The following is a 21,777-nucleotide window of genomic DNA, read 5'->3' as shown; positions in this document are numbered from 1 at the left end:
GCTATAAGGACCGGGTCTATGACTCTTCCTGAGTCTTCCGGGTGTGCAACTGCCGGGCCACCTCGGCGATCGAACCGGACAGCGAGGGGTAGACCGTGAAGGCTTTGGCGATCTGCTCCACCGTCAGATTGTTGTCCACCGCCAGCGATATGGGGTGGATCAGCTCGCTCGCCCGCGGCGCGACCACCACACCGCCGACCACGATGCCGGTGCCCGGACGGCAGAAGATCTTGACGAAGCCGTCCCGGATGCCCTGCATCTTCGCCCGCGGATTGCGCAGCAGCGGCAGCTTCACCACCCGGGCGTCCATCTTCCCGCCGTCCACGTCCGCCTGCGAGTAGCCGACCGTGGCGATCTCGGGGTCGGTGAAGACGTTCGCCGAGACCGTCTTCAGGTTCAGCGGGGTGACCGCGTCCCCGAGGAAGTGGTACATCGCGATCCGGCCCTGCATCGCCGCCACCGACGCCAGCGCCAGCACGCCGGTGCAGTCACCGGCCGCGTAGATGCCCGGCGCGCTGGTCCGGGACACCTTGTCGGTCAGGATGTGCCCCGACTCCGCCAGCTTGACCCCGGCCTCCTCCAGGCCGATGTCCGCCGTGTTCGGGATCGAGCCGACCGCCATCAGACAGTGGGTGCCGGAGATGACCCGCCCGTCCGAGAGCGTGACCTCCACCCGGTCCCCCACCCGCTTGGCGGCCTGCGCCCGGGACCGGGACATCACGTTCATCCCCCGGCGCCGGAAGACGTCCTCCAGCACCGCCGCCGCGTCCGGGTCCTCGCCCGGCAGCACCCGGTCCCGGCTGGAGACCAGCGTGACCTTCGACCCCAGCGCCTGGTAAGCGCCCGCGAACTCCGCGCCCGTCACACCGGAGCCGACCACGATCAGCTCCCTGGGGAGCTCATCCAGGTCGTACACCTGCGTCCAGTTCAGGATGCGCTCGCCGTCCGGCTTCGCGTCCGGGATCTCCCTCGGGTGGGCACCCGTCGCCACCAGCACCGCGTCCGCCACCAGCGTCTGCTCGCTGCCGTCCGCGGCCCGCACGATCACCCGCCGCGTGCCGTCCAGCGACTGCTGCGGCTCCACCCGCGCGCGCCCGCGCATGACCCGGCCACCGGCCCGGGTGACCGAGGCCGTGATGTCGTGCGACTGGGCGAGCGCGAGCCGCTTCACCCGGCGGTTGACCTTGCCCAGATCCACGCCGACCACCCGGGCCGCCTGCTCCAGCGGCGGGGTGTCGTCGGCGACGATGATCCCCAGCTCCTCGTAGGAGGAGTCGAAGGTCGTCATCACCTCGGCGGTGGCGATCAACGTCTTCGACGGCACACAGTCGGTGAGCACCGACGCTCCGCCCAGACCGTCGCAGTCGACGACGGTCACCTCCGCGCCGAGCTGCGCGGCGACCAGCGCCGCCTCATAGCCGCCGGGTCCGCCACCAATGATCACGATCCGAGTCACATGCTCCATTGTCCCGCACGGGTTCGAATGCCTTCAGCCCGGGGGGTTTCGCGGGGGCGACCGCCGTACGAAACCTCTCTCCGAACCCCCCGCCAAACCTCCCGCCCCGAGGGCCGTTCCACCCCTCTCCCGTACCCTCAGACCCATGTCGCTCTACGCCGCGTACGCCGGCAACCTCGACGCGCGGCTGATGTCCCGCCGCGCACCACACTCCCCGCTGCGCGGAACGGGCTGGCTGAACGGCTGGCGCCTCACTTTCGGCGGTGAGCAGATGGGCTGGGAAGGCGCCCTCCCCACGATTGTGGAGGCCCCGCGCTCCCAGGTCTTCGTCGCCCTCTACGACATCGCCCCCATGGACGAGGACTCCATGGACCGCTGGGAGGGCGTCGGCCTCGACATCTACCGCCGGATGCGGATCCGCGTCCACACACTGGACGGCGACGAGGCCGCCTGGCTCTACGTCCTCAACGGCTACGAGGGCGGACTGCCCTCGGCCCGCTACCTGGGCGAGATCGCCGACGCGGCGGAGTCGGCGGGGGCGCCGCACGACTATGTGATGGAGCTCCGGAAGCGTCCCTGCTGAGTCCGGTGTGTCCGGTTGACCCCGTTCCCGGGTTGGCTCGGTTCCCCGGTGGGCTCGGTTCCCCGGTTGGTCCGGTTTCCCGGTGGGTCTGGTTGGCCTGGTGGGCCAGGGGCGACGTGACTCTGCTGGGTCCGGTTGCCTGGTTGGGCCGGTGGGGCCGGGGCCAACGTGACCCTGGTGGGTCCAGCGGCAACGCGACGCATGGGTCCGGCCGTGAGCCCGGCGACAATGCAACGATCCGAACATCTCGGCGGACTCCGTCTACGCGCGTAGGCAGTTACCGGCTACCCTCGTGCGCGTGAACGCATCAGTTTCTTGGGACAGTCAGGGCGACCCGCACGCCGCCGCCGACGCCGCCGCCACCCGCCTGCGCGAGCTGACCGGCGCGGAAACCCACGACGTCGCGCTGGTCCTGGGCTCCGGCTGGGTCCCCGCCACCGACGCCCTCGGGGCGCCCGAGCACGAGTTCCCCGTCACCGAGCTGCCCGGCTTCCCGCCGCCCGCCGTCGCGGGTCACGCGGGCCGGATCCGGTCGTACCGGATCAACGACAAGCGGGCGCTGGTCTTCCTCGGCCGTACGCACTACTACGAGGGGCGTGGTGTCGCCGCCGTCGCACACGGCGTACGCACCGCCGTGGCCGCGGGCTGCAAGACCATCATCCTCACCAACGGCTGCGGCGGCCTCCGCGAGGGCATGCGCCCCGGCCAGCCGGTACTGATCAGCGACCACATCAACCTCACGGCCACCTCGCCGATCGTGGGCGCCAACTTCGTCGACCTCACCGACCTGTACTCGCCGCGGCTGCGCGCCCTGTGCCAGCAGGTCGACCCGACCCTGGAGGAGGGCGTCTACGCCCAGTTCCCCGGGCCGCACTACGAGACTCCGGCGGAGATCAACATGGCCCGCACGATAGGGGCGGACCTGGTGGGCATGTCCACCACCCTGGAGGCCATCGCGGCGCGCGAGGCGGGCGCGGAGGTACTCGGGATCTCCCTGGTGACGAACCTGGCGGCCGGTATGACAGGCGAGCCCCTCAACCACGAGGAGGTCCTCCAGGCGGGCCGCGACTCCGCCTCCCGCATGGGCAGCCTGCTGGCCCAGGTCCTCGACCGCCTCTGATCCCCGGTGGCGGCGTCACGGCGCCCTGCGCGGGTACTCACCCTTTGACTAACTGAACAGCGATGCGCGAGGTACGCGAGGTCTGCGGGGCGCGCGGGGTGCGCGGGGTGCGCGGGGTGCGCGGGGTGCGCGGGGTGCGCGGGGCGAGGCGGGGCGGGGTGCCCGGGAACGCGGGGCGGGCCGGGGTGCGCGGCCGGTTGTGTGGTGGGTGCCGGGGGCGGGGCCTCCGGGGCGGCGCCCTGGACCGCACATTTACGGCGCCGTTGGCCGGGGGCTTGCGTGGGCCGGAGATTGGCGCCACAAATATGCGTGAGCGTCCAGGACACCACCCCTCCGACCCCACCCCCTCCCGCCGTCCCGCGGCTCCCCGCCGGTGGCACGGACGCCTCGTCCGTCTCCGCCCCGACCCGGGTCAGCGGCCACCCGCCGGTGGCACGAGCTCGGGTCCGGTTCCGGCCCGCCCGGTGGCCGGGTGCTGGACGGTGTTGGACTCCGCCCCAGCCCCTCCCGCGCCTACCCGCGAGTGGCACGAGCCGCTTGTCCGACTCCGGATCGCAGGGTGGCGCCCGCCGCCCGACGGTGACTCTCCGACGCCGAGGCCATCGGTGGCTCCCTCTAGGCGGGCATGGATGGCGACGAGGCGCGAGGAGGCGGGACCGCCCTCAGATGCCGAGGCCCTCGGGGCACGGTCGCCGACGAGGCCGAGAGATGGAGGCGCACCCGCCCCCGAACGGGTCCGGAACCGGACCGGGCACGGTGGCGCACCCACCCCCGGACGGTCCGGAAACCGGCCGGGGCTCGTGCCGCCGGGGCGCGGTCGCCGACGCTCGGGAGGGGGCGGGGTCGGAGGGGCGGGGTTCTGGACGCTTACGTGTATTTGTGGCGCCAATTTCCGGCCCACGCAAGCTCCCGGCTAATGGTGCCGTAAATATACGGTCCAGAGCCCCGCCCCGGAGGCCCCGCCCCCGTACCCACAACGAAACCGGCCGCGCACCCCGGCCCGCCCCGCGTTCCCGGGCACCCCGCCCCGCCCCTCGCACCCCAGCAACCATCAACGCACCCGCACCCCGCATCCGCATCCGCACCCGCACCCGCACCCGCACCCCGCGCCCGCATCCGCACCCGCACCCGCATCCGCGCCCGCACCCGCATCCGCATCCGCATCCGCATCCGCACCACCCATACGACCACCCCCCAGGAGGCCCCCATGGCCACGGAGCCCGATCTCATCGCCCAGGCTCGCGCATGGCTTGCCGAGGATCCCGATCCCGAGACGCGGGATGAGCTCGGGAAGCTGCTCCAGGACGATGCCGTCGACGCGATCGCCGAGCGGTTCTCCGGCACGTTGCAGTTCGGTACCGCGGGGCTCCGGGGTGAGCTCGGGGCCGGGCCCATGCGGATGAACCGCGCCGTCGTCATCCGCGCCGCCGCCGGGCTCGCCGCGTATCTGCGGACGCACCACGGCCAGGGCGATCAGCACGGTCAAGGGCTGGTCGTCGTCGGGTACGACGCCCGCTACAAGAGCGCCGAGTTCGCCCGCGACACCGCCGCCGTCATGACCGGCGCCGGCTTCCGGGCCGCCGTCCTGCCCCGCCCCCTCCCCACGCCCGTCCTGGCCTTCGCCATCCGCCACCTCGGCGCGATCGCCGGCGTCGAGGTCACCGCGAGCCACAACCCGCCCCGCGACAACGGCTACAAGGTCTACCTCGGCGACGGCTCCCAGATCGTGCCGCCAGCCGACGCCGAGATCGCCGCCGAGATCGCGGCGATCCGCGGCCTGGACGACGTGCCCCGGCCCGAAACCGGCTGGGAGACGCTGAACGACGACGTCCTGGAGGCGTACCTCGCGCGGACCGACGCCGTTCTCACCCCGGGTTCGCCCCGGAACGCCCGCGTCGTCTACACCCCGCTGCACGGCGTCGGCCGCGAGACCCTCACCGCCGCGTTCGCCCGCGCCGGGTTCCCCGAGCCCGCGGTCGTGCCCGAGCAGGCGGAGCCCGACCCGGCGTTCCCGACCGTCGCGTTCCCCAACCCGGAGGAGCCGGGGGCGATGGACCTGGCCTTCGCTACGGCCCGCAAGGTCGCGCCGGACATCATCATCGCCAACGACCCGGACGCCGACCGCTGCGCCGTCGCCGTCCCCGCGATCACGAACCCCACGGCCCCCACGGACGCCGCGAGCTGGCGGATGCTGCGCGGGGACGAGGTCGGCGCGCTGCTCGCCACCCACCTCGTCCACAAGCGCGCCCGCGGCGCGTTCGCGACCACGATCGTCTCCTCGTCGCTCCTCTCCCGGATCGCGGACGACGCGGGGCTTCCGTACGCCGAGACGCTGACCGGCTTCAAGTGGCTGGCCCGGGTGGACGGGCTGCGCTACGCGTACGAGGAGGCGCTCGGCTACTGCGTGGATCCGGAGGGCGTACGCGACAAGGACGGGATCACGGCCGCGCTGCTCGTGGCCGAGCTGACGTCCGAGCTCAAGGAGCAGGGCCGCACTCTCGCGGATCTGCTGGACGACATCGCGGTGGCCCACGGGCTGCACGCCACCGACCAGCTCTCCGTCCGGGTCACGGACCTCTCCGTGATCGGCACCGCGATGAAGCGGCTGCGCGAACAGCCGCCCACCGAGCTCGCGGGGCTCGCCGTGACCTCGGCTGAGGACCTGACGCGGGGCACGGACACCCTCCCCCCGACGGACGGCCTGCGCTATCAGCTCGCCGGGAAGGGGAGCGTCCGCGCCGCCCGTGTGATCGTCCGGCCCAGCGGCACCGAGCCGAAGCTGAAGTGCTACCTGGAGGTGGTCGCCGACGTCCCCGCCGCCGACTCCCTCACCCCGGCCCGCGCCACGGCGGACACCGTACTGGCCGCGCTGAAGACGGACCTTTCGGCGGCGGCGGGAATCCAGCTCCCGGAAGCCGCCGACGCGGACGCGGACGTATCAGCCGCCGAGCCCGTCGCCGTCGCCCCCGGCGATCAGTGACGGCGCCGGAGCGGGCTCAGATCCGGTTGAGGTGACTGAACCCGGTGCCGGGCCCGAGGCAGGCCCGGAGGACGTGGGCGGGGGCGCCCGCCCCGGGGTCACAGCGTGGGCGTAGACGCGGTAGCGGAACGTGCCGCGCGGGGGTCGGCCACCCCCGGCGACGCCCGCGTCCCGCCCCCGGAGGGCCGGGCGACCGAGGCCAGAGGCCAGGCGGCGGAAGCACGGACCCGGGGTCCGGAGGCCGGCTAGCTGAAGGCCGGGAAGCCACGCCTGCCGCCGTGGGGCCGACCACCTCCGGCGGCGGGGCGGCTGGGCGGCCACGCGCGGCGGCCGGGACCAGGCGCCGGAAACCGGGCCAGCGGTCCAGCGGTCCAAGCGGTCAGCCGATGGCCAGCATGACGCCCAGCAGCACCGCACCCGCCAGCGTCGGGGCGATCACCTCGAAGGCCCATCGCACCTCCGGCGCCCCCTGGGCGCCCTCGCGCTGGGCGTTGAGTTCGGCCAGCTCGCGCAGGTCGCCGATCGCGGCGTCGGAGGGGGCCCGGCGGTCCTCGTCGGGCTTGTTCGCCGCGACATGGGCGGACGTGGTACCGAAGGGGTCCTCGGAGGCCGCCCTGGCCTGCTGCCGGGCGGCCCGCTTGCGCCGGCGCAGCGAGACCGGGATCGCCCACAGTTGGTACGTGGCCCCGCCCGCCAGCACCTCGCTGGTGTACCCGGCGCGCAGCCCCTCGACCGAGGCCCAGGGCAGCGTGATCGTACGGAACGGGTTGCGGACGAGCAGCCGGTCCTGCCCCGCGTACACCGCCGGGCGCACCGTGAAGGCGATCACCACCGGCACCGCGAACAGCAGCCCGGCCAGCGCCAGCCACGGCGTCCGTCCCTCGCCCCGGACCATCGCGTCGATGCCCAGCCAGCCGCTGAGCCCGAGCAGCAGCACCCCGCCCGCGATACCGCTCGGGGAGCGGTAGATCCGGTCCGAGAAGGTCTCGGCGTCGGAGGAAGCGGAGGAAGCGGAGCTGGAGGCAGTGGGGGCGGAGTCGTCGTCCGGGCTCGTCATGCGCCCGATTGTGCACCACACTCGGGGGGCGGGGGACGCCCAGGGGAGACCCGGGATCGCCCGCCCCCGGCCCCCGGTCGATTCCAGGCCCGGGGGTGACATCCGACTACGCGCGTAGATATGCTCGTCTGGTGACCATGCCCACCACAGTTCCCGCATACGGCAAAGAGGCCGCGGAGCGACTCGCGTCGATGGCGGACGTGACCGCCAACGACGGCGCACTGCGCCGCTTCCTGCACGGCCTGCCGGGCGTCGACGCGGTCGGCCTGCAGGCCCGTGCCGCGACCCTCGGCACCCGCTCGATCAAGACCACGGCGAAGGCGTACGCCATCGACCTGGCGATCTCGATGATCGACCTGACGACCCTCGAGGGTGCCGACACCCCGGGCAAGGTCCGGGCGCTCTGCGCCAAGGGGATCAACCCCGACCCCACCGACCGCACCACCCCGAAGGTCGCGGCGATCTGTGTCTACGGCGACATGGCGGCCACCGCCAAGGAGGCCCTGACCGGCAGCGGCATCCATGTGGCCGCCGTCGCCACCGCCTTCCCCTCCGGCCGGGCCGCGCTGCCGGTCAAGCTGGCCGACACCCGGGAGGCGGTCGCCGCCGGGGCGGACGAGATCGACATGGTGATCGACCGCGGCGCCTTCCTCTCCGGCCGCTACCTCGAGGTTTTCGAGGAGATCCGGCAGGTGAAGGAGGCGTGCGTCCGCGAGGACGGTACGGCGGCCCACCTCAAGGTCATCTTCGAGACCGGTGAGCTCCAGACGTACGACAACGTCCGCCGCGCCTCCTGGCTGGCGATGCTCGCGGGCGCGGACTTCATCAAGACCTCCACCGGCAAGGTGGCCGTCAACGCGACCCCGCCCGTCACCCTCGTCCTGCTGGAGGCGGTCCGCGACTTCCGCGCCACCACCGGCGTGCGGGTGGGCGTGAAGCCCGCGGGCGGCATCCGCACCTCCAAGGACGCGATCAAGTACCTGGTGATGGTCAACGAGACGCTGGGCGACGAGTGGCTCTCCCCGGAGTGGTTCCGTTTCGGCGCCTCCAGCCTGCTCAACGACCTGCTCATGCAGCGCCAGAAGCTGAGCACCGGCCGGTACTCCGGTCCCGACTACGTGACGGTGGACTGATACGCCATGCCAGTTTTCGAGTACGCACCCGCGCCCGAGTCCCGCGCGGTCGTCGACATCGCCCCGTCCTACGGCCTGTTCATCGACGGGGAGTTCGCCGAGGCGGGCGACGGCAAGGTCTTCAAGACCCTCTCCCCCTCCTCCGAGGAGGTCCTCACCGAGGTCGCCCAGGCGGGCGTCGAGGACGTGGACCGCGCCGTCAAGGCCGCCCGTAAGGCGTTCGAGACCTGGTCCGCGCTCCCCGGCTCCGAGCGCGCCAAGTACCTCTTCCGCATCGCGCGGATCATCCAGGAGCGCTCCCGCGAACTGGCCGTCCTGGAGTCGCTGGACAACGGCAAGCCGATCCGCGAGTCGCGCGACGCCGATCTGCCCCTGGTCGCGGCCCACTTCTTCTACTACGCGGGCTGGGCCGACAAGCTGGCGTACGCCGGCTACGGTTCGAACCCCCGGCCCCTGGGCGTCGCCGGTCAGATCATCCCCTGGAACTTCCCCCTCCTGATGCTGGCCTGGAAGATCGCCCCGGCGCTCGCCACCGGCAATACGGTCGTCCTCAAGCCCGCCGAGACCACGCCCCTGAGCGCCCTGTTCTTCGCGGACATCTGCCGTCAGGCGGGCCTGCCCAAGGGCGTGGTGAACATCGTCACCGGCGACGGCTCGACCGGCGCCGAGCTGGTCGCCCACCCCGGCATCGACAAGGTGGCCTTCACCGGATCGACCGAGGTCGGCAAGGCCATCGCCCGTACGGTGGCCGGTACGAGGAAGAAGGTCACCCTCGAACTCGGGGGCAAGGCCGCGAACATCGTCTTCGACGACGCCCCCATCGACCAGGCGGTCGAGGGCATCATCGGCGGCATCTTCTTCAACCAGGGCCATGTCTGCTGCGCGGGCTCCCGCCTCCTGGTCCAGGAGTCCGTCCAGGACGAGCTGCTCGACGCGCTCAAGCGCCGGATGGGCACCCTGCGCGTGGGCGATCCGCTGGACAAGAACACCGACATCGGCGCCATCAACTCCGCCGAGCAGCTGGCCCGGATCCGCGCCCTGGCCGACGCGGGCGAGGCCGAGGGCGCCGAGCGCTGGGCCCCGCCGTGCGAACTGCCCAGCTCCGGCTACTGGTTCGCACCCACCCTCTTCACCGGCGTCACCCAGGCCCACCGGATCGCCCGCGAGGAGATCTTCGGCCCGGTGCTCTCGGTGCTCACCTTCCGCACCCCCGAAGAGGCCGTGGCCAAGGCCAACAACACGCCGTACGGGCTGTCGGCGGGCATCTGGACGGAGAAGGGCTCGCGCATCCTGTGGATGGCGAACAAGCTCCGGGCGGGCGTGGTGTGGTCCAACACCTTCAACAAGTTCGACCCGGCCTCTCCGTTCGGCGGCTACAAGGAGTCCGGATACGGCCGTGAAGGCGGTCGCCACGGCCTGGAGGCGTACCTCGATGTCTGACAACCGACTCTCCGTGCTCAAGACCTACAAGCTGTTCGTCGGGGGCACGTTCCCCCGGTCCGAGAGCGGGCGGGTGTACGAGGTGACCGACGCAAAGGGCACGTGGCTGGCCAACGCCCCGCTGGCCTCCCGCAAGGACGCCCGGGACGCGGTCGTCGCCGCGCGCAAGGCGTTCGGCGGCTGGTCGGGGGCCACCGCCTACAACCGGGGCCAGATCCTCTACCGCGTCGCCGAGATGCTGGAGGGCCGCCGCGACCAGTTCATCCACGAGGTGGCCGACGGTGAGGGGCTGAGCAGGGCCAAGGCCACCGCGCAGGTGGACGCGGCGATCGACCGCTGGGTCTGGTACGCGGGCTGGTCCGACAAGACGGCCCAGATCGCCGGGTCGGCCAACCCCGTGGCCGGGCCGTACTTCAACCTCTCCTCCCCCGAGCCGACCGGCGTGGTCGCGCTCCTCGCGCCCCAGGACTCGTCGTTCCTGGGCCTGGTGTCGGTGATCGCCCCGGCGATCGTCACGGGGAACACGGCCGTGGTCATCGCCGCCGAGGGTGCCCCCCTGCCCGCGCTCTCCCTCGCCGAGGTCCTGGCCACCTCCGATCTGCCCGGCGGCGTGGTCAACCTGCTCTCCGGCCGTACCGCCGAGATCGCCGCCCCGCTGGCCGCGCACCAGGACGTGAACGCGATCGACCTCGCGGGCGCGGACCCGGAGCTCGCGGCCGAGCTGGAGAAGGCCGCCGCGGAGAACCTCAAGCGCGTCCTGCGTCCACAGGCTGTGGATTGGGCCGCCGACCCCGGCACCGGCCGCCTCCTCGCCTTCCTGGAGACCAAGACCGTCTGGCACCCCATGGGCGTCTAGCCCGCCGCAGGCGTCGCGAGGGCCGGAAACACACCCTGGCCCCACCCCCGCACCCCCTTCCGCAAATGGGCGGTTGGGTCGGCCGTTGGGTCGGCGGTCACGCGGGGGTCACGCGGGCGAAAGGATGCGTCACACTGGTGTTCCGTGACCAGCCAACCGCCTTCCGCCCGTGTCGTCCTGCTCTCCGGCCCCTCGGGTTCGGGCAAGTCCTCGCTCGCGGCCCGCACCGGGCTGCCCGTGCTCAACCTCGACGACTTCTACAAGGAGGGCGACGACCCGACGCTCCCCCAACTCCCCGACGGCGGGGGTGCCGACTGGGACTCGCCGCTGTCCTGGGACGCGGACGCGGCGGTCGCGGCCATCGAGGAGCTGTGCCGTACGTCCGGTACGACCGTGCCGCTCTACGACATCGCCACCAGCGCCCGCGTCGGCGAGGAGGCGCTGGACATCGGGCGGGCGCCGCTGTTCATCGCCGAGGGGATCTTCGCCGCCGACATCGTCGGGCGGTGTGCCGACCTCGGGGTGCTCGCGGACGCGATCTGTCTGCGCGGCCGCCCGTCCACCACGTTCCGGCGCAGGCTGCTGCGGGACCTTCGGGAGGGCCGTAAGCCCACGCTCTACCTGCTGCGGCGCGGCCTGCGGCTGATGCGCGCGGAGCGCGGGATCGTGGCCCGGCAGACGGCGCTGGGCGCGTACGCGTGCGGCAGGGACGTGGCGCTGGGCCGGATAGCGGCCGCGGCGGCGGGAGAGCGGATCCCCGCCGCCGGCCAGAGGGCGTCCGTATGACCGCATGACCGGATAGCCACGCAGTCAAATAGGTGCGAGGCCGGACATCCCCCCTCGGCTGTCCGGCCTCGCACCTATTTCCCCCGTGTTCCCTCGATTTCCTACTCCCTCCCCATTTCCCCCGTATCCCCCGATTTCCCCCCGCCTTCGGTCGTCCCCGCCGCCGTCAGGCGACCAGTTCGCCGAAGGACTCCTCCTCGTCACGGCCGAAGCTGAGGTTCTCGTCCTCGCGCAGCCGGCGCAGCGAGCGCCAGATGCTGCTCTTGACCGTTCCGACGCTGATGTTCAGGATGTCCGCGATTTCCGGATCCGTCCGGCCCTCGTAGTAGCGCAGCACCAGCATCGTGCGCTGCAGCTCGGGGAGCCGGGCCAGGGCCTGCCACAGCACGGTGCGCAGCTCGGTGCCGCGCATCGCGTCGTGGTCGCCCACCGTCTCCGGCAGCTCCTCCGTCGGGTACTCGTTGAGCTTGCGCCGACGCCAGGCGCTGATGTGCAGATTGGTCATGGTGCGGCGGAGATAGCCGCCGACCGCCGCCTTGTCGCTGATCCGGTCCCAGGCCCGGTAGGTCGAGAACAGCGCGCTCTGCAGCAGGTCCTCGGCCTCGAAGCGGTCACCGGTCAGGTGGTAGGCGGTTGCGTACAGGGAGGCGCGGCGCTCCTGGACATAGGCGGTGAACTCCGCCTCCGACGTGGTGCGCCGCTCCCCCTCTGCCTCCCCGTACGAGCCTCCCCCGTGGCCCCCCGGTCCCCCGTTGTCCCCCCCGAGGCCGTGACCGGCCTCCTTGTCCCCCGTGATCGCGTCAATGGCCACCATGTAAGGAGGCCGCTGACGCCCGGCGCCGCGAGCGCACCCCCGCCCGCTCACGGCACCGGACTTCTCATTGCCCCGCCCGGCGTCGTGGAGGCGCGTGCGAACTGCGCTGGTGGTGGAGAAGTGCAGTGTGCTCATTTCGCGCCCCCCGTCGATGGAGCCTGGTCGGTCTGGCTTCTGGCTGCCCCGGCCGGTGGTGTTCCGCCCGGTGCACAGAAGACTTTGCCGGGCCAGTTTCATGGGGGTGTCTGTCGACTGTCACAGGCTCGTCACAGGGGATCGAGACGATAAACCCCTGACGGTCGAACTACAGGCCCCTTGTAGGCCAGAATGACCAACGTGCCTTTCCTGTTGCTGATCGAGGACGATGACGCCATCCGCACGGCCCTCGAACTCTCGCTGTCTCGCCAGGGCCACCGTGTGGCGACCGCGGCGACGGGCGAGGACGGCCTGAAACTGCTGCGTGAGCAGCGGCCGGATCTGATCGTGCTCGATGTGATGCTGCCCGGGATCGACGGCTTCGAGGTGTGCCGCCGGATCCGCCGTACCGACCAGTTGCCGATCATCCTGCTGACCGCGCGCAGCGATGACATCGACGTCGTGGTCGGCCTGGAGTCCGGTGCCGACGACTATGTGGTCAAACCCGTTCAGGGCCGGGTGCTGGACGCCCGGATCCGCGCGGTGCTGCGGCGGGGGGAGCGGGAGGCCAATGACTCCGCGGCCTTCGGCAATCTGCTGATCGACCGCGCGGCCATGACGGTCACCAAGAATGGCGAGGATCTCCAGCTCACCCCCACTGAGCTGCGGCTTCTGCTGGAGCTCAGCCGCCGTCCGGGGCAGGCGCTGTCCCGGCAGCAGCTGCTGCGGCTGGTGTGGGAGCACGACTACCTCGGGGACTCGCGGCTGGTCGACGCATGCGTACAGCGGCTGCGCGCGAAGGTGGAGGACGTGCCGTCGTCGCCGACGCTGATCCGTACGGTGCGTGGGGTCGGGTACCGGCTGGACGCGCCGCAGTGAGCGACGCCCGTGCGGCCACCGGACCGCGGACGACCACGATGCCCGCACCTTCGCCGCACGGGCGGAGAAGCGAACGAACCGGCGCAGTGACGGTTACGCACGGGGGCGGAGAAGTACGGAATTGAGCGCAGTGAGCGACGAGCCCGGTCGGGCCCGGGGCTGGGCCGCGGGGCTCTTGCGGTGGTTCAGCCTCCGGCTGCGGCTGATGCTGGTCTTCGGCCTGGTGGCGCTGACCGCCGCCGTGTCCGCGTCCGCCATCGCGTACTGGCTGAACCGGGACGCGGTGCTGACCCGTACCCAGGACGCGGCGCTGGACGAGTTCCGCAAGTCCCTGAAGGACGACACCGACCCGCTGCCCTCCCTCCCCACCTGTTCCGAATTGCGGGAGGCGGCGGGTCGTATGGCGGACAACACCCAGAAGTACGAGGTACTGCTGATCACCCGGACCAAGGACGCCGGAAGCTGCCCCGCGGCCTCGGACAAGGATCTGTTCACCCTCGATGTGGTGCCCTCCTCGCTGCGGCGCGCGGTGGACCAGAAGCGCCCGGTGGGCAAGGGGAACACCTCCCCGTACCACCTCTACTGGCAGCGGATCACGCTGGACGGCACCCCGTACCTGGTCGGCGGGGCCAAGGTGAACGGCGGCGGGCCGACCGGCTACCTGCTCAAGTCCCTGGACACCGAGCGCCAGGATCTGAACTCCCTGGCCTGGTCGCTGGGGATCGCCACCGGGCTCGCGCTGATCGGCGCCGCGCTGCTGGCGCAGGCCGCCGCGGCCACGGTGCTGCGGCCGGTGCAGCGGCTCGGGGAGGCGGCGCACCGGCTGGGCGAGGGGCATCTCGACACCCGGCTCCAGGTCTCCGGCTCCGATGAGCTGGCCAATCTCTCCCACACCTTCAACCGGGCCGCGGAGCGGTTGCAGAAGCGGGTGGCGGAGCTGTCGGCGCGGGAGGCGTCCAGCCGGCGCTTCGTCGCGGACATGTCGCATGAGCTGCGGACCCCGCTCACCGCGATCACGGCCGTCACGGAGGTGCTGGAGGAGGAGGCCGACTCGCTCGACCCGATGATCGCTCCGGCGGTGCAGCTCGTGGTGAGCGAGACCCGGCGGCTGAACGACCTGGTGGAGAACCTGATGGAGGTGACCCGCTTCGACGCGGGCACGGCCCGGCTGGTGCTCGACGATGTCGATGTCGCCGACCAGGTGACGGCGTGCATCGACGCCCGCGCCTGGCTGGACGCGGTGGAGCTGGACGCGGCGCGCGGGATCGTGGCCCGGCTGGATCCCCGGCGGCTGGATGTGATCCTGGCGAACCTGATCGGGAACGCGCTCAAGCACGGCGGCTCGCCGGTGCGGGTCTCGGTGCGCACCGAGGGCGATGAGCTGCTGATCAAGGTCCGGGACCACGGTCCGGGCATCCCCGAGGACGTGCTGCCGCATGTCTTCGACCGCTTCTACAAGGCGAGCGCGTCCCGCCCCCGCTCGGAGGGCAGCGGGCTCGGGCTGTCGATCGCGATGGAGAACGCGCATATCCACGGCGGCGACATCAGCGCCGCGAACTCGCCGGAGGGCGGCGCCGTCTTCACGCTGCGGCTGCCGATGGACGCCTCCCGGATCGCCTCCGACGAGGCCGAGGACGAGCGCGACCCCGATCACGACAGCGACGGCTCCTCCGGGGGCGAGCGCGACGACGGCGGGGTCAAGGGCACGGCCGAGGGCAAGGGCACGAGCACCGGCACGGGCCGGGACGAGGAGGGCAGGCCATGAGCGCGCGCTGGACCCGGTCGGCCGCCCTCCTGCTGACCGGCGCGGTCGCGCTGCTGGCGGCCGGGTGCGGGATACGGGGCACCTCGGTGCCGGTGGACGCCGGGGCCGCGCCCTCGCGGGCGTCCTGCCGGGCGCCGGAGTCGGAGCGGGCCGCCGAGGGGGTGGGCACGGTCTCCGTACGGATTTATCTGCTGTGCTCCTCGCGGATCCTGTCGGTGAGCCGGACCACCCGGCAGGGCGACGAGAAGACGTCCCGGGAGCCGGTGCGGGTCGCCCGGGCGCTGCTGGAGCAGTTGCGGCTACCGCCGACGGCGGCCGAGGTGTCGGCCGGGTTCTCCACGGCGGTCGAGGACTGGGTGGAGATCTCCGGTCCGGCCAAGGGCGACCCGGACAGCGCGCTGCGGCTGAACCGGCCGCCGGAGGAGATCCAGTCCCTGGCGCTCGCCCAGATCGTCTGCACCTTCGCGGACACCACGGTGGCCGGTGACGACGGCAAGGTGGTGCTCGGCGGCCCGGACAGCCAGCGGGATCCGCTGAAGGCGTACCAGTGCACCGAGGAGATGCGCCGCAATCCGATGATCGCGGTCAACTCCGGGGTGCTGGTGTCCTGAACCCCGGGTCCTGGTCTCCTGAACCCCGGGATCCTGGTGTCCCGATTCGTTACCTGTCGGTACCGCCCCGTCCCAGGTCGGCGACTTGTCGGTAACAAGGTGCTGACCAGCGGGGCGGGGGCGGAACCGCGACCCCCGCGTGCGGCGTCCTGATTTTCGTGCAGGGTCCTTCCGGCCGCAGGGCCGCCTTCCGCTACCGCGTCGCGGGCTTCGTGCTCCTCGTGGCACACCTCTCGTTCGTCTGCTGGCTGACCCTGCGACCGGTGAACGTCCCCTGGGTGTCCGCGGCGACCCTCGAACCACTGGCCACCATCCGCGCCGATCTGGCGCTCAGCCCCTGGTCGGCCGCCCGTTCCATCGGGGGCGGGCTGCTGCTGCTCGCGCCGCTGGGGGTGCTGCTGCCGCTGGCCGGGGGCCGGATGGAGGCGTATCCGCTGGCCTCGCTGGTCCGTACGGCCTTCACCGGGGCGATGGTGGCCATGGGGTTCGCGCTGCTGCGCAGCGAGGTGACCGGGCAGATCATGAACGTGGACACGGTGCTGCTGAACACCGTCGGGGTCGCCCTCGCGCATGTGCTGGTGGTGCCCGCCGTACGGGCGCGGCTCCGCCGCCGGGCCGACCGGGGCCGGGCGGCCCCCCTCCCCCGGGACGACGGCGCCCAGGCCCCGACCCCGACGATTCCCAGGGTCGGGATCGCACCGTGGAGCGACGTCTCCTCCGGCTCGCGGACATAGCGTCGAGGACATCGGGAACCAGCTCTTCCCGAGCCCACCCGACGACGAGGAGTCCCATCATGGCCGCACCGCTGGTCCGCCCCCGCCACGACAAGAGGATCGCCGGTGTCTGCGCCGGTCTCGCCCGGCGCTTCGGGACCACCCCGACGACGATGCGGGTGCTCTTCGTGGTCTCGTGTCTGCTGCCGGGGCCGCAGTTCCTGCTCTATCTCGCGCTGTGGTTCCTGCTTCCGGCGGAGGACGCCTACCGCGAGGCGTGGTGACCCGGCGCGCCGACGCCGTGGCGTGACCCCGCGTACGTACCACCCATACGGAAGCGGCCGGGCCGCACACCCCCAGCGGGATGTGCGGCCCGGCCGTGTGCCCGGGCGGGGTTCAGCCGAGCTTGAGGAGGCCGGCGGTCGGCAGGTTCCCCAGCGGGAGCTGCCCCAGCATGCCCTGGGCGGGCTTGGCCTGGGGGGCGCCGGGGTTCGCCGCGGGCTGGCCGGCGGAGGGCTGCCCCGGGGCGGCGACACGGCCCGCGGAGCCGCCGGGGACCGGCGCCGCGGACGCGGCGCTGCCTCCGGCGACGACGGCGGCGGCACCGAGGGCAATGACACCGAGAGTCTTGAGGGTTCCCTGCTTCATCAGAAATCTGTCCTTGAGACGGGGGCTTGACCGATACGGAAACGTAGCCATGGATTTCGGCTGCCCGCAAACACCGAAAACGGCCTCCGTTACCCCGCCCCGTTCGTGCGCCGGGTGCGCCCGCTCAGCCGCTCTTGGGCGCGGAATCCCTGGTCACAGCCGACGCGGAGGCTACATTGCGGAACAGCCATTCGGACTTCAACTCGGCGTATCCGGGCTTGATCACGTCATTGATCATCGCCAGACGTTCGTCAAAAGGAATGAAGGCGGATTTCATCGCATTGACCGTGAACCATTGCATGTCGTCGAGCGTGTAATGGAACGTTGATACAAGATGCTGGAATTCCCCGCTCATGCTCGTCCCGCTCATCAGACGATTATCCGTATTCACGGTGGCGCGGAAATGCAGCCGCCGGAGCAGCCCGATGGGGTGCTCGGCGTAGGAACTGGCCGCGCCGGTCTGGAGGTTGGAGGTCGGGCACAGCTCCAGCGGGATGCGCTTGTCGCGGACGTACGAGGCGAGGCGGCCGAGGGTGAGGGAGCCGTCGTCCCCGACCTCGATGTCGTCGATGATGCGGACGCCGTGGCCCAGCCGGTCGGCGCCGCACCACTGGAGCGCCTGCCAGATGGAGGGCAGTCCGAACGCCTCGCCCGCGTGGATCGTGAAGTGGTTGTTCTCCCGCTTCAGATACTCGAAGGCGTCCAGGTGGCGGGTGGGCGGGAAACCGGCCTCGGCGCCCGCGATGTCGAAGCCGACCACGCCCAGATCGCGGTAGCGGTTGGCGAGTTCGGCGATCTCCAGGGCGCGGGCCGCGTGGCGCATCGCGGTCAGCAGCGCGCCGACGCGGATGCGGCGGCCGTTCTCCCAGGCCCGGCGCTCACCCTCGCGGAAGCCCTCGTTGACCGCCTCGACGACCTGCTCGAGGGTCAGCCCGCCCTCGAGGTGCTGCTCGGGGGCGTAGCGGATCTCGGCGTAGACGACGCCGTCCTCGGCGAGGTCCTCGGCGCATTCGGCGGCGACCCTGACGAGCGCGTCACGGGTCTGCATGACGCCGACGGTGTGGGAGAAGGTCTCCAGATAGCGCTCCAGCGACCCGGAGTCCGCCGCCTCGCGGAACCAGAGGCCCAGCTTGTCCGGCTCGGTCTCCGGCAGCGCGTCGTACCCGGTCTCCCGCGCGAGGTCGACGATGGTGCCCGGGCGCAGCCCACCGTCGAGGTGGTCGTGCAGCAGCACCTTGGGGGCACGGCGGATCTGTTCGGGGGTGGGCTCATGGGTGTGCTCGCTCGTCATCTGGGCAGCGTAGCCCCTACGCGCGTAGAACGTGAGGGATAGATACGCAACAGTGACCCGCACGGGTAGTGGAGTACACCAGTCCTTCTGCGATCGTGTCGCCATGGCTCAGCAAGCGTTGCCCGAGCGGGGCGCACGGCTGGGGCGGCCGATGGGCGCGGCCGCCGCGCGAACGACCGTACATGGTGTGGTGCTGCTGCTCCCCGAGGGGGAGCCCAGCGGGACGAGACGGCCGTCCAGACTCTCGGTGGCCGCCACGCTGCCGCTGGCCCGGCGGCTGGTCCGGGCGGGCCGGGAGGAGGGGCTGGCCGCCCATGTCGTCCACTACCGGTGCCGGGGCTGGAACGGGGCCGCCGCCGATGCCGCGTCCGATGCCACATGGGCCGTGGAGGAAGTGGTGCGGCGCTACGGCGACGTACCGGTCTGCCTCGTGGGCCACGGCATGGGCGGGCGCGCCGCCCTGCGCGCCGCCGGGCACGAAGCCGTCGCCTCGGTGGTGGCCCTGGCGCCCTGGCTTCCGGCGCCGGACGAGGTGCTCGAACCCGAGCCGGTGAAGCAGTTGGTGGGACGGCAGGTGCTGATCGCCCACGGCACGAACGACGAGCGCACCGACCCCGAGCTGTCCTACCGGCTGGCGGAGCGGGCGAAGAAGGCCAACCGCGATGTGTGCCGCTTCGAGGTGCACACCGACGGGCACGGGCTGCATCAGCACCGCTCCGAGGTGCAGGCGCTGGCTGCGGACTTCCTCCTGGGCTCCCTCTTCCACTCCGGCTTCTCCCGCCCGGTAACCGACGCGCTGGCGGCTCCGCCGCCGCTGGGCCTGCGGATGCCGCTGGCGGCGGGCTTCGGGGCGAACCTGGGTCGTTGAGGGCCTGGCCGAACGGACGAAGGGGCCGTCCCGCCGGACAGTGGCGGGGCGGCCCCTTCGCGCTTCAGGGGGTCGGCCCTGGCAGAGCGCTTACGGGGCTCCGCCGCGTGGCAGGAGCTCCGCCCCTGGACCCCGGGGTCTGGGGCTTAAGCCCCGGCACGGGGCCTGGGGCAGAGCCCCAGTTGTGGGAAGGGGCGGGGAGGGGAACAGCCCGCCGCAGGCGCCCTAGGCGGGCACGCCGACCATCTCGCGCCGCGTCGCCTCCGCGCGCCGTTCGGCCCGCGCCTTCCGCGTCGCGTACACCGTGATCGCCGCCGCGCCGCCGACCGCCACCAGGCCCATGGCGACCGTGCCGCCCCACCCGGCCGCGTGGAAGGCGAGCGCGCCCAGCGCACCGCCCACGCTGCTGCCGATGTAGTACGACGCCTGGTAGAGCGCCGCGGCCTGGGCGCGTCCGGTCTTGGCCGTACGGCTCACCGCCGAGGAGGCCGCCGCGTGGCCCGCGAAGAAGCCCGCGGTGATCAGCACCAGACCGGCCAGCACCGCCGGGATCGAGTTCAGCAGGGACAGCAGCAGCCCGGCCGCGGTCGTGGACACCGCCACGTACAGCGCGCCGCGCCGCCCGAGCCGGCCGACCAGCTTGCCGGTGGCCGCCGAGGAGACCGTGCCGACCAGGTAGATCAGGAAGATCGAGCCGATCAGGCTCTGCGAGAGCCCGAAGGGCTCGGCCACCAGGCGGTAGCCGATGACCGTGTAGACCCCGCCGAAGACCGTCATGAACAGCGCGCCGATCGCGTACAGCCGGCACAGCAGCGGATCGGAGAGGTGCCCGGCGAGGGTGCGGGCCAGCGCCCGCGGGCTTACCGAGGCCGGGGTGAAGTGCCGGGCCTTGGGCAACAGCATCCGGAAGGACGCCGCGCACAGCAGCGCCATCACGCCGACCGCGGCGAGCGCGGTCCGCCAGCCCCAGGCGTCCGCCACCCAGCCGGTGAGGATCCGGCCGCTCATCCCGCCGACGCTGTTACCGGCCACGAACAGCCCGATCGCGCCGACCAGCGCCTTCGGGTGGACTTCCTCCGAGAGGTACGCCATCGCGGAGGCCGGGATCCCGGCCAGCGCCGCGCCCTGGACCGCGCGCAGCCCGATCAGCCAGCCCAGGTCCGGCGCGAAGGGCACCAGCAGGGCGAGGACGACCGCGACCGTGAGCGAGACGGTCATCATGGCGCGCCGGCCGAACCGCTCGGACAGCGCGCTCAGCGGCACCACCGCGAGCGCGAGGCCGAAGGTGGCCGCGGAGACGCTCCAGCTCGCCTGGTCCGCCTGGACCCGCAGATCGTCGGAGATCGCGGGCAGCAGCGCCTGGGTCGAGTAGAGCAGGGCGAAAGTGGCGAGTCCCGCGGTGAAGAGGGCGAGCCGCATCCGGAGGTAGCCGGGGTGGCCCGGGCTCATCCGCTCGGACGCGGGGTCGGTCACCGCGCCGGACTCGGAGGAATTCGGGTTCGGGTTCGGGTTCGGGTTCGGGTTCGAGGACAGCGAAGCGGAGGCGTCCACGCGGTGGTTCCCGGTGGACGCCCTGGTATCAGCAGGAGGCATGGTTCGACCGTACGTATCCACGGTTGATGCGTCCAATGCACGGAACGGCGATAATCGATCCACTGCCGCATGAGTAAAGGTCAGGGTCGTCCGTGTCACGCATCAGTTACGAAAACGACATTCCGGTGACAGCAGATGTCGAGGCGGAGTCCTGGGCCGCCGCGCTCACCCCGCGCCTCGCCCAGTTCGCCGCCGTCGCCCGCCATGAGCATGTGACCCGCGCCGCACAGGAATTGGGGGTGCCCCAGTCGACGCTCAGCCGGGCGATGGTCCGGCTGGAGGAGGACCTGGGCGTGTCGCTCTTCGCCCGCCGGGGCCGTACGGTGGCGCTCACCCCGGCCGGACGGACCTTCCTGCGCTCGGTCGAACGGGCCCTCGCCGAGGTCGACCGCGCCGCCGAGTCCGTACGGGCCGACGCCGACCCCGCGGCGGGCCGGGTCTCGTTCGGCTTCCTGCACACGCTGGGGACCGAGACCGTGCCCGGCCTGATCCGGAGCTTCCGGGTGGACCATCCGCGGGTGCGCTTCCAACTGGTCCAGAACTACGGCGAGGCGATGATCGAGCGGATGCGCGCGGGCGGCCTCGACCTGTGTCTGACCTCCCCGGTGCCGGACGCCCCCGACCTGGTCGCCCGCCGCCTGGACGAACAGCGGCTGCGGCTGGTGGTCCCCGACGACCACCGCCTGGCCGGACGCCGCCGGGTCCGGCTCGCCGAGGCCGCCTCGGAGCTGTTCGTCACCCTGGAACCGGGCTACGGGCTGCGGCGCATCACGGACGCGCTGTGCGCCGAGGCGGGCTTCACCCCGAGGATCGCCTTCGAGGGCGAGGAGGCGGAGACCCTCCGCGGCCTGGTCGCCGCCGGCCTCGGCGTGGCCCTCCTCCCGCCCCCGGCGGTCCCCCGCCCCGGCGTGGCCGAGCTGACCGTCACCGCCCCGCGCGCCGTCCGCGAGATCGGCGTCGCCTGGCTGGACGGCCACCCCGACACACCCCCGGTGGCGGCCTTCAAAAGGTTCCTGCTGAGCCGCCGGGGCCAGCTGCTCACGTAGGCC

20 protein-coding genes are annotated in these 21,777 nt (G+C 72.2%); 14 read left to right on the top strand and 6 right to left on the bottom strand.

From position 1 onward, the window contains the following. Window positions 1-16: 16 nt before the first annotated feature. Window positions 17-1,465, bottom strand: coding sequence for an NAD(P)H-quinone dehydrogenase (locus ACZ6TD_RS27850; RefSeq protein WP_471342516.1), 1,449 nt, complete (start codon window positions 1,463-1,465; stop codon window positions 17-19). Between the two features lie 136 nt (window positions 1,466-1,601). Here ACZ6TD_RS27850 and ACZ6TD_RS27845 point away from each other — a divergent pair, with 136 nt between their 5' ends. From ACZ6TD_RS27845 to ACZ6TD_RS27835, 3 genes are all read left to right on the top strand, one after another. Next, the gene (locus ACZ6TD_RS27845; protein WP_020870716.1) at window positions 1,602-2,039 is read left to right on the top strand and encodes a gamma-glutamylcyclotransferase family protein; all 438 of its coding nucleotides are present in this window, start codon (window positions 1,602-1,604) and stop codon (window positions 2,037-2,039) included. 292 nt (window positions 2,040-2,331) lie between these two features. After that, on the top strand, window positions 2,332-3,159 hold the full coding sequence (locus ACZ6TD_RS27840) for a purine-nucleoside phosphorylase (RefSeq protein WP_470003617.1): 828 nt from the start codon (window positions 2,332-2,334) through the stop codon (window positions 3,157-3,159). 1,207 nt (window positions 3,160-4,366) lie between these two features. Next, window positions 4,367-6,139: a phospho-sugar mutase gene (locus ACZ6TD_RS27835; protein WP_471342514.1), complete on the top strand. Its 1,773-nt coding sequence runs from the start codon at window positions 4,367-4,369 to the stop codon at window positions 6,137-6,139. 379 nt (window positions 6,140-6,518) lie between these two features. On the opposite strand, the gene ACZ6TD_RS27830 is transcribed toward ACZ6TD_RS27835, so the two are convergent. Further along, a complete protein-coding gene (locus ACZ6TD_RS27830) occupies window positions 6,519-7,196 on the bottom strand; it encodes a PH domain-containing protein (protein ID WP_471342513.1) in 678 nt (225 codons plus the stop codon). 137 nt (window positions 7,197-7,333) lie between these two features. Here ACZ6TD_RS27830 and deoC point away from each other — a divergent pair, with 137 nt between their 5' ends. The 4 genes from deoC to ACZ6TD_RS27810 all read left to right on the top strand — a co-directional run bounded on the left by deoC (window position 7,334) and on the right by ACZ6TD_RS27810 (window position 11,411). Further along, entirely contained in the window at window positions 7,334-8,329 is a 996-nt protein-coding gene (deoC, locus tag ACZ6TD_RS27825) for a deoxyribose-phosphate aldolase (RefSeq protein ID WP_471358088.1), read from the top strand. 6 nt (window positions 8,330-8,335) lie between these two features. Continuing rightward, window positions 8,336-9,769, top strand: a complete 1,434-nt coding sequence (locus tag ACZ6TD_RS27820) for an aldehyde dehydrogenase family protein (RefSeq protein WP_471342511.1) — start codon at window positions 8,336-8,338, stop codon at window positions 9,767-9,769. Next, window positions 9,762-10,625 (top strand): aldehyde dehydrogenase family protein, encoded by an 864-nt coding sequence (locus tag ACZ6TD_RS27815; protein ID WP_471342509.1) that lies wholly within the window; start codon window positions 9,762-9,764, stop codon window positions 10,623-10,625. Before ACZ6TD_RS27820 ends, ACZ6TD_RS27815 begins: the two co-directional genes overlap by 8 nt. Before the next feature lie 144 nt (window positions 10,626-10,769). Next, window positions 10,770-11,411, top strand: a complete 642-nt coding sequence (locus tag ACZ6TD_RS27810; RefSeq protein WP_471342508.1) for an ATP-binding protein — start codon at window positions 10,770-10,772, stop codon at window positions 11,409-11,411. Window positions 11,412-11,577: 166 nt separating this feature from the next. On the opposite strand, the gene ACZ6TD_RS27805 is transcribed toward ACZ6TD_RS27810, so the two are convergent. Next, window positions 11,578-12,360 (bottom strand): SigE family RNA polymerase sigma factor, encoded by a 783-nt coding sequence (locus ACZ6TD_RS27805; RefSeq protein WP_471342506.1) that lies wholly within the window; start codon window positions 12,358-12,360, stop codon window positions 11,578-11,580. Between the two features lie 201 nt (window positions 12,361-12,561). Between ACZ6TD_RS27805 and afsQ1 the strand changes: the two genes are divergently transcribed. From afsQ1 to ACZ6TD_RS27780, 5 genes are all read left to right on the top strand, one after another. Further along, window positions 12,562-13,239, top strand: a complete 678-nt coding sequence (gene afsQ1, locus ACZ6TD_RS27800) for a two-component system response regulator AfsQ1 (RefSeq protein ID WP_173963281.1) — start codon at window positions 12,562-12,564, stop codon at window positions 13,237-13,239. A gap of 205 nt (window positions 13,240-13,444) precedes the next feature. Then, window positions 13,445-15,004: an ATP-binding protein gene (locus ACZ6TD_RS27795; protein WP_471358086.1), complete on the top strand. Its 1,560-nt coding sequence runs from the start codon at window positions 13,445-13,447 to the stop codon at window positions 15,002-15,004. Beyond that, window positions 15,001-15,615, top strand: a complete 615-nt coding sequence (locus tag ACZ6TD_RS27790) for a hypothetical protein (protein WP_471342505.1) — start codon at window positions 15,001-15,003, stop codon at window positions 15,613-15,615. Before ACZ6TD_RS27795 ends, ACZ6TD_RS27790 begins: the two co-directional genes overlap by 4 nt. A gap of 158 nt (window positions 15,616-15,773) precedes the next feature. Beyond that, complete coding sequence (locus ACZ6TD_RS27785; RefSeq protein WP_471342503.1) at window positions 15,774-16,349, top strand: VanZ family protein; 576 nt, start codon at window positions 15,774-15,776, stop codon at window positions 16,347-16,349. 59 nt (window positions 16,350-16,408) lie between these two features. After that, window positions 16,409-16,612, top strand: coding sequence for a PspC domain-containing protein (locus ACZ6TD_RS27780; RefSeq protein WP_471342502.1), 204 nt, complete (start codon window positions 16,409-16,411; stop codon window positions 16,610-16,612). Window positions 16,613-16,724: 112 nt separating this feature from the next. Here the strand turns inward: ACZ6TD_RS27780 and ACZ6TD_RS27775 are convergent, their stop codons facing one another. Next, a complete protein-coding gene (locus tag ACZ6TD_RS27775) occupies window positions 16,725-16,976 on the bottom strand; it encodes an ATP-binding protein (protein WP_471342501.1) in 252 nt (83 codons plus the stop codon). A 124-nt stretch (window positions 16,977-17,100) separates the two neighbouring features. After that, window positions 17,101-18,267 carry an adenosine deaminase gene (locus tag ACZ6TD_RS27770; RefSeq protein ID WP_471342499.1) on the bottom strand — a complete coding sequence of 389 codons (1,167 nt, stop codon included), beginning with the start codon at window positions 18,265-18,267 and terminating at the stop codon, window positions 17,101-17,103. A 103-nt stretch (window positions 18,268-18,370) separates the two neighbouring features. Here ACZ6TD_RS27770 and ACZ6TD_RS27765 point away from each other — a divergent pair, with 103 nt between their 5' ends. Beyond that, window positions 18,371-19,135 (top strand): alpha/beta hydrolase, encoded by a 765-nt coding sequence (locus ACZ6TD_RS27765; RefSeq protein WP_470003606.1) that lies wholly within the window; start codon window positions 18,371-18,373, stop codon window positions 19,133-19,135. A gap of 225 nt (window positions 19,136-19,360) precedes the next feature. Here the strand turns inward: ACZ6TD_RS27765 and ACZ6TD_RS27760 are convergent, their stop codons facing one another. Beyond that, window positions 19,361-20,728: an MFS transporter gene (locus ACZ6TD_RS27760; protein WP_471342497.1), complete on the bottom strand. Its 1,368-nt coding sequence runs from the start codon at window positions 20,726-20,728 to the stop codon at window positions 19,361-19,363. A 92-nt stretch (window positions 20,729-20,820) separates the two neighbouring features. Between ACZ6TD_RS27760 and ACZ6TD_RS27755 the strand changes: the two genes are divergently transcribed. Then, window positions 20,821-21,774 carry a LysR family transcriptional regulator gene (locus ACZ6TD_RS27755; protein WP_262699042.1) on the top strand — a complete coding sequence of 318 codons (954 nt, stop codon included), beginning with the start codon at window positions 20,821-20,823 and terminating at the stop codon, window positions 21,772-21,774. The last annotated feature ends 3 nt before the right edge of the window (window positions 21,775-21,777 follow it).

This window comes from Streptomyces yongxingensis (assembly GCF_055597465.1).
Note: the sequence above shows the minus strand (reverse complement) of the source record. Positions and strands in the feature narration are given on the sequence as shown.